We start from the raw sequence: 16,533 nt of genomic DNA, 5'->3' as shown, positions 1-16,533 counted from the left end.
CAATAATACGAATAGAGCAGCTAATAATTTTCAATTAACTAGTGAAGTTGAAGCTGAGGCTGAGGCTGATTTTTTAGTCGAAAATAACTCAATATTCTCACCTGCTTACGCTATTATTCTAATTTTTTTTGGTTCTATTATTGTTGATTTTTACTGTTAGTTTTACATTGGTTATTAACCCCTCTCTAACCTGATAGTCATAACCCACCTATGTTTTCGTCTTTTTTATGCTCAACTTTTTATGCTCAATTATCTCACCGTTAAAGCTGTATTTAATAGCTTGACCGTCCCTAAAATAATCTTGTGAAAAATAGATATACATCTAAACTAAAAATTAATACGCAAAAGTACTTTGTTTTTTTGTTTAGGGTACTTGGAGTTTTAGATGAAAGTTATATTTTTATTCTGTGGTTAAAGCGTATGACAGCTTGCTGAGAGTACAAAATGAGTGTCTTTTTTATTAGGGGGTAGTCATTCATAAAGTAGCAAAGCAAATTTAAAGTAAATTTAAAGTAAATTATTTACTGTTATTTTATAAATATACCAAAAGGAAACGTCATGGCTATTTCAAACTATGCTCCAGGGCAAGAGCTTTCGAGTATTGATTTTCAAAGTATGATTGGTGGGCCGTTGGGAGCGATCGTAGATGCCCAAGCTCAAGCGGCTCTTTCAACTGTTGATTTTATTAAAGCGGTTGGCTTTACACCAGATTCAGAAGATGCCACCACGGGTGAAGTCACACCTGGGACACCCGTCTATGTCAGCTTTAAATACCCTAAAATGGTGGCGCCTTATGAACCGGCTATTAATGGCAGAATTACAGCTATCGCGGTAACTAGCGGCGGCTCTGGCTATACAGCAGGTGCAGCAGTCACGATTACGGGCGCTGGCTCGGAAGCAACGGCAACCGCTACTGTTGATAGCGGCGGTGTGATCACTGCGATTAATGTTACCAATGCAGGAAGTGGCTATGATGGCACAACTTCTGTTACTGCTGCTGGTGGTAGCGGACTGGCCGTAACCGTTACCACAGAAGATAAAGCTGCCGTCCTTGCCGTGTTTAATGAGATGCAGTTGGAAGTACCTATTTTAACCATGCTACCGATTCCGTTTATTCGCGTTGAGGAAGGGGAAATTGATTTTCATGCAAAAATAACCTCCATGGAATATGCCAGTGTCGGTTCACAATTTAAAGCCTCGACGAGTTTTGGCTATAACTCTACTACCTCGGGTAGTGTGAGTGGTGGCACTGGAGGTATCACTTCACTGTTTGCCAAATCCAGTGCTAAAGCCAAATACAGCTCATCAGTTAACTTTAAAGTCAATGCCTCTTACCAGCGCACCAGCAGACAAGGAAACAAGGTTGATAAAACGTTTCAGCTGGGCATAAAAGTCAAAGTTGCTCAAGATGAGATCCCCGCTGGTATGGAAAAATTGTTAGGTATTTTAGAAGATGCAATCGTTGCTCAGCCAACTGGCAGCTAACGATTCATTTTAGGGAACCTGAGACACCCAAGGTTCCCTAATAAAACTAAGGGAACTATATGCCAACATTAAAAGATTATCTGGGCTCACTGCTCAGAGATCTCAACCATGCACGAGTTATCGCTGACGTAGAGACTGCTCACATCGCCAAGATGTATGCAGAAGATAATTTGTTAAAACATTTTTCGATTCCTCGAATGAAGATACAAGAAACAGAGTTAACCATACCTATTGCGATTGATGAGCTTGACAGCTCAGTTGAAAAAGACTACCAACCTATTGATAATAAATTATTTTATGCAAAAACATACGCAGAGATAAAAAATGTATTTAAAGTCTCTAGCTTTAATAGGGATATTTCAACCGCGTTAAGAAAGGCCATTTATTCACACATTGACGCGCTGGAAAAATCGATAAAAAGCGGTGCAGGCATAAAAGTATCTTTAGATGGTTTTAGTGAAACAGTATCTGACTTGGCACTCGAGACGATTATCAGCGATAAAAAAGGCCGTGTTTTTTTTGATGAAGTCCTTAAGTCTCATAATATTAATGATGATCAAGTCAAAGAGATGTTAGTAGCAAATTTGACAAAATATCTTCAAGCTGAAATCAAGCCAAGAGAAATGGCTGGGAAAATAGAAAATGCACAAGTCACAGTGGAGAGCGATAAGCTCAAAGATAAAAGGCCCGAAAGCCTACTCTATATCAAAATGAAGATCACCGAAGAGAGTATGGAGTGGCAGACGATGGAAGATGCGGATGGCAATATTGTTGCTAAACTGATGGTAGAGTAACGATGAAGCATTCCCTTATAGACACCTATGATAAACTATTAAAACAGAGTTTTTTGATTCCGGCACTGGTTACACAGGCCGCCAATAAAAATATAAGTTTTCTTGAAAATCTGAATTTATGGTTATTAAACACCGAAGAGGTCATGAGAAGGCATCATATTTCTAAGTGTTCTGAACTAGCTGGCTTACGCAGTAAAATTATCGCAGTTTCTTACGCTAAAGAAGCAAAAGTTTCTAAAAGAAAGCGGCTGTTGTCAGTGGCAACTTCCATCATTTATGACGCTCAAGCTACGGTCTTGAATATTCTAGAACCTATGGAAAATCAACTTGAAGAAGCGAGAGCGGCTATACGCCAACTTTTGGGTGTCGCTTATCAAACAGAGATGATAAATCCACATGTTGACTTTAACACCATAGTGCAGACTTTATGGGCTACGTTTTCAACTCATGAACAATTAAAAGGCGCGGTTGCAAGTATATTGGTGCTAGTAAATAAGTCAGATGCGTTGAGAATTTTAGCTGAAGAGATTGATATGTCTATATTAAAAAAATGAATGTAATTAAGTCAATAAAATCAGGGATAAAGTCAGCAACTTATAGTCAATCCTCCGGGTTATTTTTACTTGAGCACTTATGTTCACTTACTTTATAAATAGGACGCCGTAGCGAAAGTGACTTCGTTCAAGCGATACCGAGTAAAAGCAAAACCGCGTTTATTATGCCCGTACTGGTTCACTGAAGGTTTACCTAAATTTTTCTTTCTACACAGGAGTGGTACCTATGATGACAGATACATACAGATTCAATGCGAGAGCAATCGTTCAATCGGCTTACTTTATTGGACTGGCTCTAGCAATCAATGCTTGCACGTCAAAAGATGTTGGCAAGATTTTACCTCAAATAGCGCCGAAAGATCAGATGTTTACAACTTATGGAGGTAAGACGACAGTGTACCTGCCAACCACCTTCCGCGACGGCTCAAAAAGTTTTGCTCAAAGAAAGCAGAACTGGCATTTCAATTATTTTGGCAGCTGGGAGAAAAGCCTGCCTGATCCAAGTGCTTGGAGTATGTTTATACCGTTTGGACCACAACAAAAGCTTCAGCCAGGTGAGATAAAAATGGTCGTTAATGGCAAGCCAATGGTCTGTGGCAATAAGACAAACGATAAACTCCATCCCATGCACGACTACTACCTAACGCTGTCATCGAATCGGATAGTCATACGCAATGCAAAACTAACCGACTTCGGGTGCGAGAAGACATACCAGGACATCTGGAACTACCTCGATACAAACACCACTGGGATGCCCGCAGGGCAAAGCGTTCTGCACACCTATTGCACGGTGGAATATCTGGGTAATCTATCTAGAGCAGGTTTCACAGAAAAAGGCCCATACAAATGCCGCTTTATTCTGAAACACTACAAACAGGGAACACAAGACAAGGCCGATATCCAAGTTACTGTTTATACTGAGATGGACTCACAGTTCAGCAATATGGATGACACTCATCTAAACATCTACATGGCGGAGGTGGGCGTCAAACACATGTAGTACTTTCGACTCGTTGTGCCGTTTTTTAGGCGCTGTGGGGAATAATTAGGTCATCTCTGTGCTAGTTATTAATTTCGCTAATAAATGTTAGCAGGAAATCTTCTACAAACTGGCAGTATTCAATGCTCTGTTCTAAAGTATAAGTGAGGAAGGAGAATGATATTTTTACTCAGGTCGTGTGAGTTGGTGTTTATATCTAGGCAGTTCCTTTTGTAGGGTCTTGCATAAAACGTATCTCAAAACAGTTTTAACGTCTGACAAGATCGACTTTAGCTTATAGAAGATATTGGCCAAACAGGAGAAAACTGTCATGTACAAAACTATTACAGCAAAATATAAAGATAAAGATGCCCTTACAAATGTCGCTGATGAACTGGTGAATAAAGATATCCCTAGGGAGAATTTTTTTATCGATGAAAAAATTTCACAGATCAAGGTAATGATGCCAGAGAGTGCAAAACAGGAAATAATGGATATTCTCAATCGTCATGGACCTACTGAGGTTCACTAGGCGCGTAACAGTTTAAAGCTGTCACGCAGTATAGCGACTAACAGCAGATACAGAGCTAAGGAATTGGCATAGTAATCTGCGATGGAATAGCTCAATGAGAAACTTTAAAACAGGCGAATAGCCTGTTTTTTTGGTTTATGTAGAAAAAATTCATTAATAAGTAAGCTAGGTGGGAATAATGAGGACAGCCAACCTAAAGTTATCACCTCATTGCCAGCGTATGCATTCCCAATAATAATTACATTTTCCTTGTATTGCCAAGGCCCACTGTAGCAAAAAGTATAGCTGGCTATAGTCTGATCACAGTGCAAAAGCCAACTGTATTTTTCCCTTTGAAATGCTATGTGCTAAAACTGGTAACCCACTTGAAAGAACGCACCCTAGCTGTTGTCGAAGTCTGCATTAGTCGCATGAAGTGAAATGCCAAGGGTGGTGCCTGATTTATTTATGCCATTCATAAAGTAGGTGTAACTTACGCCTGCGCCATAAGTGTCACTATTATGTGCGTAATACTCTACACCCTGTGTAGTCGAGGTGTAGCTCGCGTAAGACTCATTACCTACTATGCTGACATAAACGCCCAAACCATGTTTATTAGCGTTAGCACCCAATAAGTCAGTTTTGATCCAACCAGCACCAAAACCACAAATAGTGCCATTATTAGTGCTGTGTTCAACGCAACCTAACGAGATGTATTTTAGATCATTTTCAGATAAAAATGACAGATTGGTGCCAATGCCACTATACATAGCGCCTACACCTAGCCCGATGGAATAAGCCTTATCTTGCTTGGTTTCTGCGGCGAAGCAATTAAGAGATATGAGTGGTAGAAGTAAAACTAATTTTTTCAAAGTATGTCCTTATATTTTTTGATCATAATAACAAATGCCAAAAGTGGCATTGTTACTAACGCTTTGCTAAGCGGAAAATAAGACTTAGCTATAGTCTTCGAAAATCGATGGCTAAGCATCATTTTCCGTTTAGGTAACTTATCGGTTTTTTAAAAAAACCAACTCTTTGGATTTTCTACAGCGACTTCTGCATCAAGCGCTTTAATGCCTTTAACTGAGCGGATAATTAACCAAACCACCCAAAATAAAATCACAAAATAGCCGATTAATATTAAGGATAAAATTGAGCCTAGAAAAATATATAGAGCACCTATCCAGAATGTTCGAATCTGGAATTGATAATGTGTTTTTAGCCATGCCGGTGCATCATCTTTATTGATGTACGCCATCACCACACCAACAATTCCGGTAATGCCGAATAATAATCCTGCCATATAAAGTATGTAAACTAATTTGGCTGTTCCCTTAGTCGTAGATCTTTTTTCCACTGCTACTTCACTCATCTATTTTTTCCTTTGGTTGGGATGAATATTATCATTGATAATACTAATACTTACTGAAAGCTTAACACCTTGCCGAGTGTTTAAGCCTCATCATTGTAGTCAGCTTGTTGATATAAAAAACATTAACGCTTACCCTATAGATAGAAATAGTAGCGGGTGATTTCGATACCCTGATATGCATTTTTTTACTTTCATAAAAATACGCAATTATAGCAATAGCTCCATTAGCAAATTACGCCATATTCCAAGAATACTTTCTGTCTGTTGTTGTGTTAATAGTTCAATTACTGAACATTCATCCATGACATTTACAACATTAATTAAAGGACTAACAACTGAATAAGATGAAATTTCCCTCTTATTCTCAAAAAGAGATCCTCTTATTTATTTAATATATTTACACCAAACCTTTGCAGCGATGACCATTGCTAACTTACAGCGAAAACTGCAGCTTTCGTTTTAAACAAAGTAATGAAAAATCCCTCTTCCCAACTTAAAAAAACACTACAACACTTTGTAATAACAGCAATACCTTGGTTAATTTTACGCCACCCAGTTAACACAGCACACACTTATCAGGCCTATTAATTTACTTATATACAGGTACGGCTAATGAGTGCATTTTGTTGCTTAATTTCACTAGCATTGTTGTCGGTTACTGCGATCGCCAAATTTATTTTAGCTGTAGTGCATTGCTCAGATAGTGCTTTATTCATGAGATAAGTTTGATCTTTTTGTTGCTGAGTTAGCCCTTCTGCGCCGCTGTATTGATCTCTGTCTTCAGGGTTTCTATCTTTTTGGTACGGGGGTGGTTGAGTTGCGCCGCATGCTGTTAAGAAAACGAGCAGCGATAATGGCATTAATTTATTGAACATTGTTTAACACTCCCTGCGCAAATAGCGCTGTATCCTTGTGCTTAACGCACTCTATTATGGATAAGTTTTAGTAAACTCAGCACCATATTGCTTATTTAGCTAATGTTAATATCTCATAGTATCAGTTATTTAGAAACCGTTAATAGACACATTTTTAGCAACAATGATATATCAACGAAATCTTTGGGCGAACCGTTATTTTCAACTCAAACTAAGTTAACTCGAGCTAAGCTATATTAACTCAACTTAGGTTAACTCAAGCTAGATTAACTCAAATCAAATCATTAAGCCTCAATACCCCAGCCATCGTTAAAGCCTTCAAATTTTGTTGCTAGCAGCTCAAACTCAGCTTCTTGCGCGACAATAGCATCATAACTTGGTGTCATGTTTACTGTGCAGTTTAAATCCCACACATTGGGTAACTCGTCGGGTTCTAGCGTTACCACCATGTCTGGCGCTTTTTCAGCTAAATGCTCGACCATAGCTTGCGCTTGTATTTCTTTTTCAAATAAGTGGAAAAATACTACTGGGTGCATTTCATTTAAGTTAATGCCCGCAGCTTGCATTTCAGTTAATACTTGGCCTGTTTCATCGTCGGGGAAGGTCATATCAGATACAATTTATTAAAAACAATGCCTTATTATATACCCAAACCCATTCAAGATGCTCGTTTGGCTGATAATTAAAAGCTATTGAGGCAAGACAATTATTTTTAGCGCTGGTTATATAGCCGTTGTGCTATCAAAATAATTAACGCCACTTAAATAGCCTTTTAAGCGACGGGTGAGATGATAATTAACACTAATTGAGCGTATTCACTAGCGTGCAAATATTTTGCTGACAAGCGAGTTGGCTTTGCGGATTTACCGTTGGGCAAGTGTCCATAGTAATACGCTGCGTGGTTATTTTTTTAAGTTGTGATGCTCCTATAAGATTACTGGCTAACTTGCAGTCGATATTTTTGAATTTAACGGTAACGACTTGGCACTGTGCTAACGTGATGCAAGTTAAGTTGTTGATCAATGTTTTTTCAAATTTATTCATAATGTTAGCGTCAGTTTCTGGTTTAGCAACATCGGTCATACTTTGACGTAAAAGCGGTTTTTTTTGCTGTAGCTGAGTCTGTTGCGCCAATGGGTACTTAGGTGGCATGGTCGCTTTTTCATTTTCCGACAGAAAATAGCCCAAGCCGAGTAGAATGACCATGGAACAGGTCAGGGTAAATAATGTAATAACTAGCCACTTAATCGTCATGTAAGCTGCTCCTTTAAGTTAACAATTTGGCTTATATTTTTGCCACGAGGATAATCGCGCAACATGCTATCAACCGCTTTACTAATTTTTTCCTGCATTTCGCGGCTATTATCTTGAGGTTTAAAACCTAACGGATAGATACTGCGCCAGACCGAACGTTGATTTATTGGGTCGATAATATCGATAATCAAACTACCGGGGTCTAGCTTTTTTTCTAACTCTAAGCGCGTGTTTTTGCCTGCTCTTAAACAATAACCACAATATTTCACCTGCTGATCATATTTTTTAAGTTCGGCAAAATTGTTATCAAGCACATGATACGCAATAAGTATATCGGCCTTGGTAAAGATTTGATAACGAAAGCCATTTTCGTTAAAGCCCTGCTCAATAGCCAGTTCAATGGTGTTGCGGATAGTGTCGTTGAGGTTTTGTAAATCACCAAAGGCGGAGTTACGACCATAAGTGCTATAGCTTTCAACGGCCGAAAAATCAAAGCCATCACGAAATGACGTGGTAGCACTGTTCATAGATGAACAAGCAACAAGGTTGATTATTAACGCCAAGCAGCTAAGTAATCTAATATTTGTCATGTTAGCTTCAAACAATAAATAATCCCCTAGGTTACCAAGCTAGTTGTAAATTACAACTTTTCCTATGATATCGCTCCCCTTTCACATCGACATACATTGAGATCTTAATCTCGTAACACCCTGTTATTAAAGGGATGTAAGTACTTGCTGTCGATAAAAAGACCAGTAACAGCTACTGACTTCTTAACAACAGGCTAATTTTATAAGGTTTACTTAACCGTAACCTTAGCAAATTTACGTTTACCGACTTGGTATATTGCCGTTGAGCCAAGGCTGATCATCAGCTTATTGTCGACAACTTTCTCGCCTTCAATTTTCGCCGCACCTTGCTTTATCATGCGCATAGCTTCAGAGGTACTGGCGACTAAACCGGCTTCTTTTAACAAGTTAGTAATGGCAATCTCACCATTTTGGGCCATCACGTCTATGTCTGATATGTCGTCAGGCACAGCACCTTTTTGAAAGCGGTTAATAAATTCTTGATGAGCCGCTTCAGCTGCTGCCTTGTCATGAAAACGCTCAATTAGCTCTTTAGCTAAGTCAATTTTCACATCACGAGGATTAGAGCCTGCGGCAATATTTTCTTTATAACCATTAATCACATCAATCGGTTTAAAGCTAAGTAGCTCATAGTAACGCCACATTAAATCATCAGAAATCGACATGATTTTACCAAACATATCATTCGGTGCGTCAGTAATACCAATATAATTATTTAATGACTTAGACATTTTTTGCACACCGTCTAAACCTTCAAGTAACGGCATCATAAGCACAGTTTGTGGACGTTGCCCTTCTGCCTTTTGCAGTTCACGGCCCATTAATAAATTAAATTTCTGGTCGGTACCACCTAATTCAACATCAGCCTCTAAAGCAACTGAGTCCCAACCTTGCACTAAAGGATACATAAACTCATGAATGGCAATGGCTTGGCCGCCGTTATAACGTTTTTTAAAATCGTCGCGTTCCATCATACGCGCAACGGTTTGGCGTGAAGCTAGCTTTAACATACCTGCCGCGCCAAGTTTTTCCATCCACGTTGAGTTAAAGGCAACCGTGGTTTTCGCTGGGTCTAGAATTTTAAACACTTGTTCTTTATACGTTTCAGCGTTTGCTAAAACATCTTCTTTCGTTAACGCCTTGCGTGTAACATTTTTACCGGTTGGATCACCAATCATGCCAGTAAAGTCACCAATTAAGAAAATAACCTCATGACCTAACTGCTGAAACTGCCGTAACTTATTTATCAATACGGTATGACCCAAATGTAAATCTGGTGCTGTTGGATCAAAACCAGCCTTAATTTTTAACGGTTTTCCTAGTTTTAACTTGGCCAACAATTCATCTTCTAGCAGAATTTCTTCTGCACCGCGTTTTATTTCTGCAAACGCTTGGCTTACATCTGACATTACTAGGCTCCACAGGGGTGTATATACACTTTCCACTTCAAGGTGCGGGTATATAACAAATAAATTAATTAATTGTCGAATTCTACTGTAATTTTAACCGTGGTGAAAACCCTATCATTGTTTAGCACGATATTATTTTGTTATAATAAAAAACAGTTGTCGCATTAAAACTCAATTTATAGGCCTTATCTTTTTGAAAAATATAAAAAATTTATATTTTGCCCTGCCCAAACAGCATCAAATAATTATTACTGCATGTGCTGTTGTAGTGTTATTTTTATTAATAATGCCGTTAAAGAGCAGTGATCAAGCAACGTTGAGTAACGATGTCGAATTTAAAGTGGGCCAGCGCTATCAAGTCGCTATACCCGAGCAGACAGGTTATGTTGATCCGCCCGTTAGTATTCAATTACCCGTTCAACCCATCGACGCGTTACAAATTACACAAGAGCCTATCAGGGATCTGCCGAGTAATATTGAAGAAGACGCGGCACAATTGCAGTGGCAATCGGTTAAGGTAAAAAATGGCGACTCGCTAGCAAAAATATTTAAACGCAATAGCTTAGATGCTACCACCACTTACAAAGTGATCACCGCCGAAGGTGAAGGTAGTAAATTGCTGAAAAAACTCAGTGTTGACGACATCATGCGCATAGGTAAAGATGTTGAAGGTAACTTAGTCTCACTTGAGTATCCGTTATCAAAAAATGAGACCTTATTCGTTAATTTACAAAATCAGCAATATCACGCTTATAAAGAGAGCAAAAGTGTTGAGATACGTGAAGCTATTGCCCATGGCGTGATTAAAGCAAATTTTTGGCTTGCTGCTGCCTCTGCAGGTCTAAATGATGGGCAGATTATCAACTTAGCAAATATTTTCGGCTGGGATATTGATTTTGCTTTAGATATTCGTGAAGGCGATAGCTTTAATGTTGTCTATGAAAACCAATATGTTGAAGGTGAGTTTATTGGCACTGGCAACATAGTCGCGGCAGAATTTATTAATCAAGGTGAGACTTTTCAAGCCATTCGCTACACTAACGGTGTGTATTACTCTGCAGCAGGCAGAAGTATGCGCAAAGCGTTTTTGCGGGCGCCGGTAAGCTTTAAATATATTAGTTCTAATTTTAAACTCAAACGTTTCCATCCAGTACAAAAGCGTTGGAAAGCTCACCGTGGAACCGACTATGCGGCTAAAACAGGTACACCGGTTGTTGCCGCAGGTGATGGTAAAGTCGTACAAGCGGGTTACGACAAGTATAATGGCCACCACGTATTTCTACAGCATGGCAACGGCATTGAAACCAAATATATTCACTTTTCAAAACGGGCCGTTAAGAAAGGCGAGCGAGTCAAACAAGGACAGGTCATTGGTTATGTGGGCTCTACCGGCTTAGCAGCAGGACCACATTTACATTATGAATTTTTACTTAATGGTGTACATCGCAATCCTAGAACGGTGAAGCTGCCAGACGCTGAACCTATTAGCAGTAAATATCGACAAGCATTTGACGTGATAGCAAAACAGCGACTAGCAGAGCTGATGGGTTCACGACGTATAATGCTCAGTATGCAGTCAAGCGCGGAATAATATGAGCAACAAAATGCGATATATTGGTCTAATGTCAGGCACTAGCGCCGATGGCATTGATCTCGCGCTAGTCGAATTTGATGGTGATCAAACAGAACAAGCCAATGGCGCAAGTTTACTTGCAAGCTATTATCAGGCTTACGATAACAACACTCAACAGAAAATCATGAGCTTATATAACACTAGCACTAATGAAATTGATCGCGCTGGTAGCCTTAATATCGAGTTAGCTCAGCAATTTTCTCAAGCCATTATAAAATTTTTACAGCAAGAAAAACTGTCTTCAGCAGATATCACCGCCATAGGTTGTCATGGGCAAACCATTCGACACCGTCCGGTGAAAAACACACAGATAACGACACCTTTTACCCTGCAAATAGGCTGTTTACAAACCTTAGCATTATTGACCGGCATTCGTGTGGTTGGTGATTTTAGAACCAAAGATATTGCTCTAGGTGGTCAGGGAGCGCCATTAGTACCTGCTTTTCACCAAGCTATTTTTGGCTCAACTGAAAAAGACGTTTTTGTGGTCAATATTGGTGGTATTGCTAATATTACCTTTCTGCCAAAAAATGCCCCCCATAAAACCACGGGTTTTGATACCGGTCCAGGCAATGCCCTAATGGATTATTGGTTTGAACTGCACCAGTCAGGACGCTATGACGCTAAAGGCCAGTGGGCCAATTCAGGTCAAGTCTGCCATATATTACTGCAAGCTATGTTAAGTGAACCCTACTTCTCGCAAGCTGCCCCTAAAAGTACTGGACGAGAGTATTTTAATGCCCAATGGTTAGCAAAATTTACCGACCAAAGCCGATTAAAACCTGCCGATATTCAAGCAACATTAACCGCATTAACCGCCGAAACGATCGCACAAGAAATCAACCAACTAAGTACGACGTCTGACGTATACATTTGTGGTGGTGGCATTGAAAATAACTACTTAGTTTCATTATTAAATCAAAAACTTAACAACCATTCAGTCGTAAATACTCAAACCAAAAATATTAACAGTGATTCATTAGAGGCCATGGCATTTGCTTGGCTAGCCTTGGCATTTGATAAAAATATTTTTGGTAACATTCCCGCGGTAACAGGGGCTAACAAGCCGGCTGTTTTAGGTATCAGTGTTAAGCCTTAAAAATAACTAGATATGAATATTTTTCTCTTTATAATAACTCGTACCTGTCGAAAAAAAGAACATTAACTGAAGAATATTTGAACTATTTTGGTGGCAGATATTCTAATTAAATTGAGCGTTTGCTTAATCGAATGCACAGTTCGATGTTTGACAACAGACGAGGAGAAAACACAGTGGAATTTACAGACATACATATTGGTATGAAATGCGGTAGTAAAAAAGGTAGCGGCACAGTGACTTGGATTGATGGATCAACCCGTACTATTTATATGGCAAATACCAATGACAACAACAGTTTTGCCGTTGGCTTTGAAGAGATTATTGAAGATCCTCAAGCCCACAACAAAGAAGACATCTACTACTAAATTTTTTACTTTACTTACCGAATGATAAACCTAATGATAAATTAGCTCCTGTGGGAGCTTTTTTTTGCCTGTGTTACATTGCTAACCCACTGTGCTGCTATAGTTTATTGCTACCCTATATCGTTATACAGTGATCCATAAACTAAATTTTTCGTATAACTATTATATAAAACCTAATATATAAAACTCATATGTCTAAGTGGGAAATAACTTATTTAGATAAGCGTTAACTCAAGGAACAATGATGAATATTCTTATTACCGGAGGTAGCGGCCTGATAGGTCGAGCACTGATTCAGCACCTGAATGCCGAACGCATTATTGTTTTAACCCGTAATCCTGCAAAAACCGCTAACATACTGCCTGATCATCTTGAATTTATCAGTACACTTGACGAAATTGACTTTAATGAACTTGATGTGGTTATTAATTTAGCCGGTGAAGCCATTGTTGACAAAAGATGGTCAAAGGCACAAAAAAATACTATTTGCCAAAGTCGCTGGAAAATAACCCAAAACCTAGTTGAAAAAATACAAGCAGCAACTAATCCACCACATAGTTTAATTTCCGGCAGTGCTATCGGCTTTTATGGCCGCCAAGGCGCATTAGCGATAGATGAGAGCTACCAAGAGATACATGATGAGTTTAGTCACAAGGTTTGCCAAAAGTGGGAAGCAATAGCCCAAACTGCCGAGTCAGATAAAACCCGCGTTTGCATTATAAGAACCGGTATTGTCTTGGCTGAAAACGGTGGTGCATTGCAAAAAATGTTACTGCCATTCAAATTTGGCCTTGGTGGACCTATTGCTAGCGGTGAGCAATTTATGTCATGGATACATATTGATGACATGGTTGCTATTTTGTTAGCGACAGTCTACCAAACTTCACTCACGGGTATTATTAATGCTACAGCGCCTATGCCAGTAAGTAATCAAGAGTTTTCAGAAACCTTAAGTGCTGTACTCAAGCGCCCGTGTCTGTTCAGAGTTCCAGCTTTTGTATTACGTGCATTAATGGGTGAGTCAGCAGATTTAGTCTTATATGGCCAAAACGTTTTACCGAGCAAGCTACTCAATAATAACTTTAAATTTCAATACCCTTCATTAGAGGTAGCACTAAAACAGCTCTTAGTTAAGCCATAAAGTGACCTAAACTGGATTGTAGATTAAAAGCAAATTTTCCCACACAGTAAGTGCCTTGATATTGTCGCCAGTGATATTATTGTCGCCAGTGATATTTTTTCTAAAAACATTGTCGCTGGTAATATTTTCACTGAAAACACTTTCGCTAGTGAGGTTTTTACTCGTGAGAATGTTGACAGTAATACCTTAGCTACAAGTACTTAGTCACTATTGCGTATAGCGTTATTTAAGCTGATAGATACCCGCCATTTTTCCAAGCTGATTTTAAACAACACTCACTAACACCAAACAGATTAATTAATTGATCAATATATTGATTTGTATCAAAAAGCTTGCGAGTTCAACTTGAACGAACCCCACATTTTTACTATCGTGATAACCCATAACTTAATGGCACTGGGCTTAACCCATAGCCTTTGGTATAAAACCGAAATATCAAAAGTGATGGCATAAGCGGGAATTACTTTTAGGAGAATAAAATGAAAAAACCTTTATACCTTGTTGCTGTCGATGGCAGTCAGTGGAGTTTACGAGCTGTTGATCGAGCCATTGATTTAGCCAGTAAAACCGGTGCTAAGGTAATGTTATTAATGGTAAAAGATTGGTCATATTTACAACCTGTGCTACTTGAAGGTACCTCGCCAATAATATTAGATCAAACAGCTGAAGACAAGGATACCAGAGCTAAAGTGTTACTACCATTAGTTGAAAAATATCACAATGTAAACGTAGAGATCGCCACTGATCTTATTTGGGGTGATCCTGCAACAGTGATAAAAGAGCAAATTAAAGCATTACACGTGAATATGCTCTTTGTCGGGCGCCAAGGACGATCTCGGATTGTGGACATATTACTCGGCAGTGTGGCTAATAAATTAGCTCATCATGTCGGCATACCCATTGTGCTAGTGCCATAGCCAATGAGTGAGTTATACCCAGTTGATTAATTATCTGCTCATTTTTAATGCTTAAAATAAAAAGTAGCACACTTAATTAGTCAAATCGGTGTTAAAGAGTAATTTTATATAAAAATTTGCTTTTAAAACAGAAAAAGGTGAGCATCGGCTCACCTTTTTTAGATGCTAAATCTACTTTTATGTACATTAACCTATAAGACTAAAGTTAACAAAAACCTCTCTTTAGTGCGGGCCAGAAGGGTTATGTGTACGCCTATACAAATCAAACTATTAAGCCATTGAATAGAATAACTCAATATAACTGAACAAGTAAAACTGTAACCTTTTATATAAAGTTATAATGATATAGGTTCAAAAAAGTCATTTAAAAGTGAGCTCTGATATCAATCGTTATTAAGTTTGCATCATCTGCAATTTGATACCCAGCGCCAATTGAAACTGTTTCGTTCAGATAAAAAGCAGCACCTACACCAAAAGCTGTCTCAGATTCACCATCCAGACTATCGCGGGTTGCTTGAGCAACAACTTCAAAATTATCAGATATCATTGATTTTATGCCAGCCGCTAAAGAGTAACCATTTTCATCTTCTGAGGTATTGTCATATTCTACTTCTGCATTTAAGTAAGAAACCTGACCGAATAAGTCAGTGGTTTCATTAAGACCATGACGAACACCTAAACCCAAATTAAATGTTGATATATCTAAATCTTCATCATAAAGTTCTTCTGAAACAACGCGATAATTGCCGTGAAAATATACATTATCATTAATTAGCTTTGAGCCTGAAAGGATGAAACCCGTTGGTTCAAAATCGGAGTCCTCGATGTCAACGCTAACATAGCCCACACCAATGTTATTCCAACTTGGAGATTTGGCCATTGATATTGTAGATACTGATAGTGTTGCAAAAAGAAGAGTGGTTAAAGCTAAAGATTTGTTTTTCATTAAAAATTCCTTGTAGTGTTTAATGCAGGCATGAGCAAAGTATTTTAGCTTCCATGCCAGCGGCAAATCTAACAGCTCACAACCTCATTGAAAAGAAAAATTTGATTTAATTAGAAAAAATAACAGCTTACGTGTAGTTAATTGTAGTAGATAGGCATATAACCTTCTGGATCCATAAAAGGCTATCGTGTCCACCTGTTAGCGAACAGCTGTCTTGAAACTGTTCCAGCAGCTAAGGTCACTGTGCGCACAAGGTTGAACATTAGCTCTGGGCCATACTTATAGTCCCTTTAACTAAAGGAGCACTATTATGTACAACATCATTCCATATACCCCCAAAACCTAGCGGGAATAAAGGAAAGCGAGTTGGCCAAAAATTTCCCTTTAAACTTCAGCAAGTTTGGTCTATTCGCACTAGGCTTGATTAGGCGAATAACCTTCGGGAATTAACCATGTTTAATTTAACCCTAGACTGTAAATTAAGAGCATGTGACTTCATTAAACTTAAAGTGTGGATATTGCGCATGGGGAAAACATTCAATCACGAGCAATGTTAATTCAACAAAAGACAGGACCCCCCTGTTCAATTTGAAATAACCCAAAAAA

The 16,533-nt window shown here is 38.7% G+C and carries 18 protein-coding genes; 10 read left to right on the top strand and 8 right to left on the bottom strand.

What is annotated here, in order from left to right:
- Window positions 1-558 precede the first annotated feature (558 nt).
- The 5 genes from H4J54_RS13425 to H4J54_RS13405 all read left to right on the top strand — a co-directional run bounded on the left by H4J54_RS13425 (window position 559) and on the right by H4J54_RS13405 (window position 4,344).
- Window positions 559-1,485: a DUF2589 domain-containing protein gene (locus H4J54_RS13425; protein WP_182191417.1), complete on the top strand. Its 927-nt coding sequence runs from the start codon at window positions 559-561 to the stop codon at window positions 1,483-1,485.
- 59 nt (window positions 1,486-1,544) lie between these two features.
- Window positions 1,545-2,279, top strand: a complete 735-nt coding sequence (locus H4J54_RS13420; RefSeq protein ID WP_182191416.1) for a hypothetical protein — start codon at window positions 1,545-1,547, stop codon at window positions 2,277-2,279.
- A gap of 2 nt (window positions 2,280-2,281) precedes the next feature.
- Window positions 2,282-2,833, top strand: coding sequence for a hypothetical protein (locus H4J54_RS13415; protein ID WP_182191415.1), 552 nt, complete (start codon window positions 2,282-2,284; stop codon window positions 2,831-2,833).
- 226 nt (window positions 2,834-3,059) lie between these two features.
- Window positions 3,060-3,833 carry a hypothetical protein gene (locus tag H4J54_RS13410; protein WP_182191414.1) on the top strand — a complete coding sequence of 258 codons (774 nt, stop codon included), beginning with the start codon at window positions 3,060-3,062 and terminating at the stop codon, window positions 3,831-3,833.
- A 310-nt stretch (window positions 3,834-4,143) separates the two neighbouring features.
- Window positions 4,144-4,344, top strand: a complete 201-nt coding sequence (locus H4J54_RS13405; RefSeq protein ID WP_182135922.1) for a hypothetical protein — start codon at window positions 4,144-4,146, stop codon at window positions 4,342-4,344.
- A 380-nt stretch (window positions 4,345-4,724) separates the two neighbouring features.
- Here the strand turns inward: H4J54_RS13405 and H4J54_RS13400 are convergent, their stop codons facing one another.
- The 7 genes from H4J54_RS13400 to tyrS all read right to left on the bottom strand — a co-directional run bounded on the left by H4J54_RS13400 (window position 4,725) and on the right by tyrS (window position 9,826).
- A complete protein-coding gene (locus tag H4J54_RS13400) occupies window positions 4,725-5,195 on the bottom strand; it encodes a hypothetical protein (protein ID WP_182191413.1) in 471 nt (156 codons plus the stop codon).
- 149 nt (window positions 5,196-5,344) lie between these two features.
- On the bottom strand, window positions 5,345-5,698 hold the full coding sequence (locus H4J54_RS13395) for a hypothetical protein (RefSeq protein WP_182191411.1): 354 nt from the start codon (window positions 5,696-5,698) through the stop codon (window positions 5,345-5,347).
- 593 nt (window positions 5,699-6,291) lie between these two features.
- The gene (locus tag H4J54_RS13390) at window positions 6,292-6,573 is read right to left on the bottom strand and encodes a hypothetical protein (protein WP_182191409.1); all 282 of its coding nucleotides are present in this window, start codon (window positions 6,571-6,573) and stop codon (window positions 6,292-6,294) included.
- Window positions 6,574-6,857: 284 nt separating this feature from the next.
- Window positions 6,858-7,181 carry a ribonuclease E inhibitor RraB gene (locus tag H4J54_RS13385; RefSeq protein ID WP_182191407.1) on the bottom strand — a complete coding sequence of 108 codons (324 nt, stop codon included), beginning with the start codon at window positions 7,179-7,181 and terminating at the stop codon, window positions 6,858-6,860.
- A 193-nt stretch (window positions 7,182-7,374) separates the two neighbouring features.
- A complete protein-coding gene (locus H4J54_RS13380; protein ID WP_182191405.1) occupies window positions 7,375-7,827 on the bottom strand; it encodes a hypothetical protein in 453 nt (150 codons plus the stop codon).
- Window positions 7,824-8,417: a DUF4136 domain-containing protein gene (locus H4J54_RS13375; protein ID WP_182191403.1), complete on the bottom strand. Its 594-nt coding sequence runs from the start codon at window positions 8,415-8,417 to the stop codon at window positions 7,824-7,826. The genes H4J54_RS13380 and H4J54_RS13375 overlap by 4 nt, the downstream gene beginning before the upstream one ends.
- Window positions 8,418-8,626: 209 nt before the next feature.
- Window positions 8,627-9,826: a tyrosine--tRNA ligase gene (tyrS, locus tag H4J54_RS13370; protein WP_182191401.1), complete on the bottom strand. Its 1,200-nt coding sequence runs from the start codon at window positions 9,824-9,826 to the stop codon at window positions 8,627-8,629.
- A gap of 193 nt (window positions 9,827-10,019) precedes the next feature.
- Here tyrS and H4J54_RS13365 point away from each other — a divergent pair, with 193 nt between their 5' ends.
- The 5 genes from H4J54_RS13365 to H4J54_RS13345 all read left to right on the top strand — a co-directional run bounded on the left by H4J54_RS13365 (window position 10,020) and on the right by H4J54_RS13345 (window position 14,981).
- Window positions 10,020-11,417: an OapA family protein gene (locus H4J54_RS13365; protein WP_259367066.1), complete on the top strand. Its 1,398-nt coding sequence runs from the start codon at window positions 10,020-10,022 to the stop codon at window positions 11,415-11,417.
- A 1-nt stretch (window position 11,418) separates the two neighbouring features.
- Window positions 11,419-12,558: an anhydro-N-acetylmuramic acid kinase gene (locus H4J54_RS13360; protein WP_182191399.1), complete on the top strand. Its 1,140-nt coding sequence runs from the start codon at window positions 11,419-11,421 to the stop codon at window positions 12,556-12,558.
- Window positions 12,559-12,731: 173 nt separating this feature from the next.
- Entirely contained in the window at window positions 12,732-12,923 is a 192-nt protein-coding gene (locus tag H4J54_RS13355) for a hypothetical protein (RefSeq protein ID WP_182191398.1), read from the top strand.
- 244 nt (window positions 12,924-13,167) lie between these two features.
- A complete protein-coding gene (locus H4J54_RS13350) occupies window positions 13,168-14,064 on the top strand; it encodes a TIGR01777 family oxidoreductase (protein ID WP_182191703.1) in 897 nt (298 codons plus the stop codon).
- Window positions 14,065-14,543: 479 nt separating this feature from the next.
- Complete coding sequence (locus H4J54_RS13345) at window positions 14,544-14,981, top strand: universal stress protein (protein WP_182191395.1); 438 nt, start codon at window positions 14,544-14,546, stop codon at window positions 14,979-14,981.
- 364 nt (window positions 14,982-15,345) lie between these two features.
- Here the strand turns inward: H4J54_RS13345 and H4J54_RS13340 are convergent, their stop codons facing one another.
- Window positions 15,346-15,927, bottom strand: a complete 582-nt coding sequence (locus H4J54_RS13340) for an outer membrane beta-barrel protein (protein ID WP_182191393.1) — start codon at window positions 15,925-15,927, stop codon at window positions 15,346-15,348.
- Window positions 15,928-16,533 lie beyond the last annotated feature (606 nt).

Origin of the sequence: Colwellia sp. MB3u-8 (genome assembly GCF_014076985.1) — a bacterium.
Taxonomy (GTDB): domain Bacteria; phylum Pseudomonadota; class Gammaproteobacteria; order Enterobacterales; family Alteromonadaceae; genus Cognaticolwellia.
The sequence above is the reverse complement of the archived record's forward strand: the minus strand, read 5'-3'. Positions and strand labels throughout refer to the sequence as shown.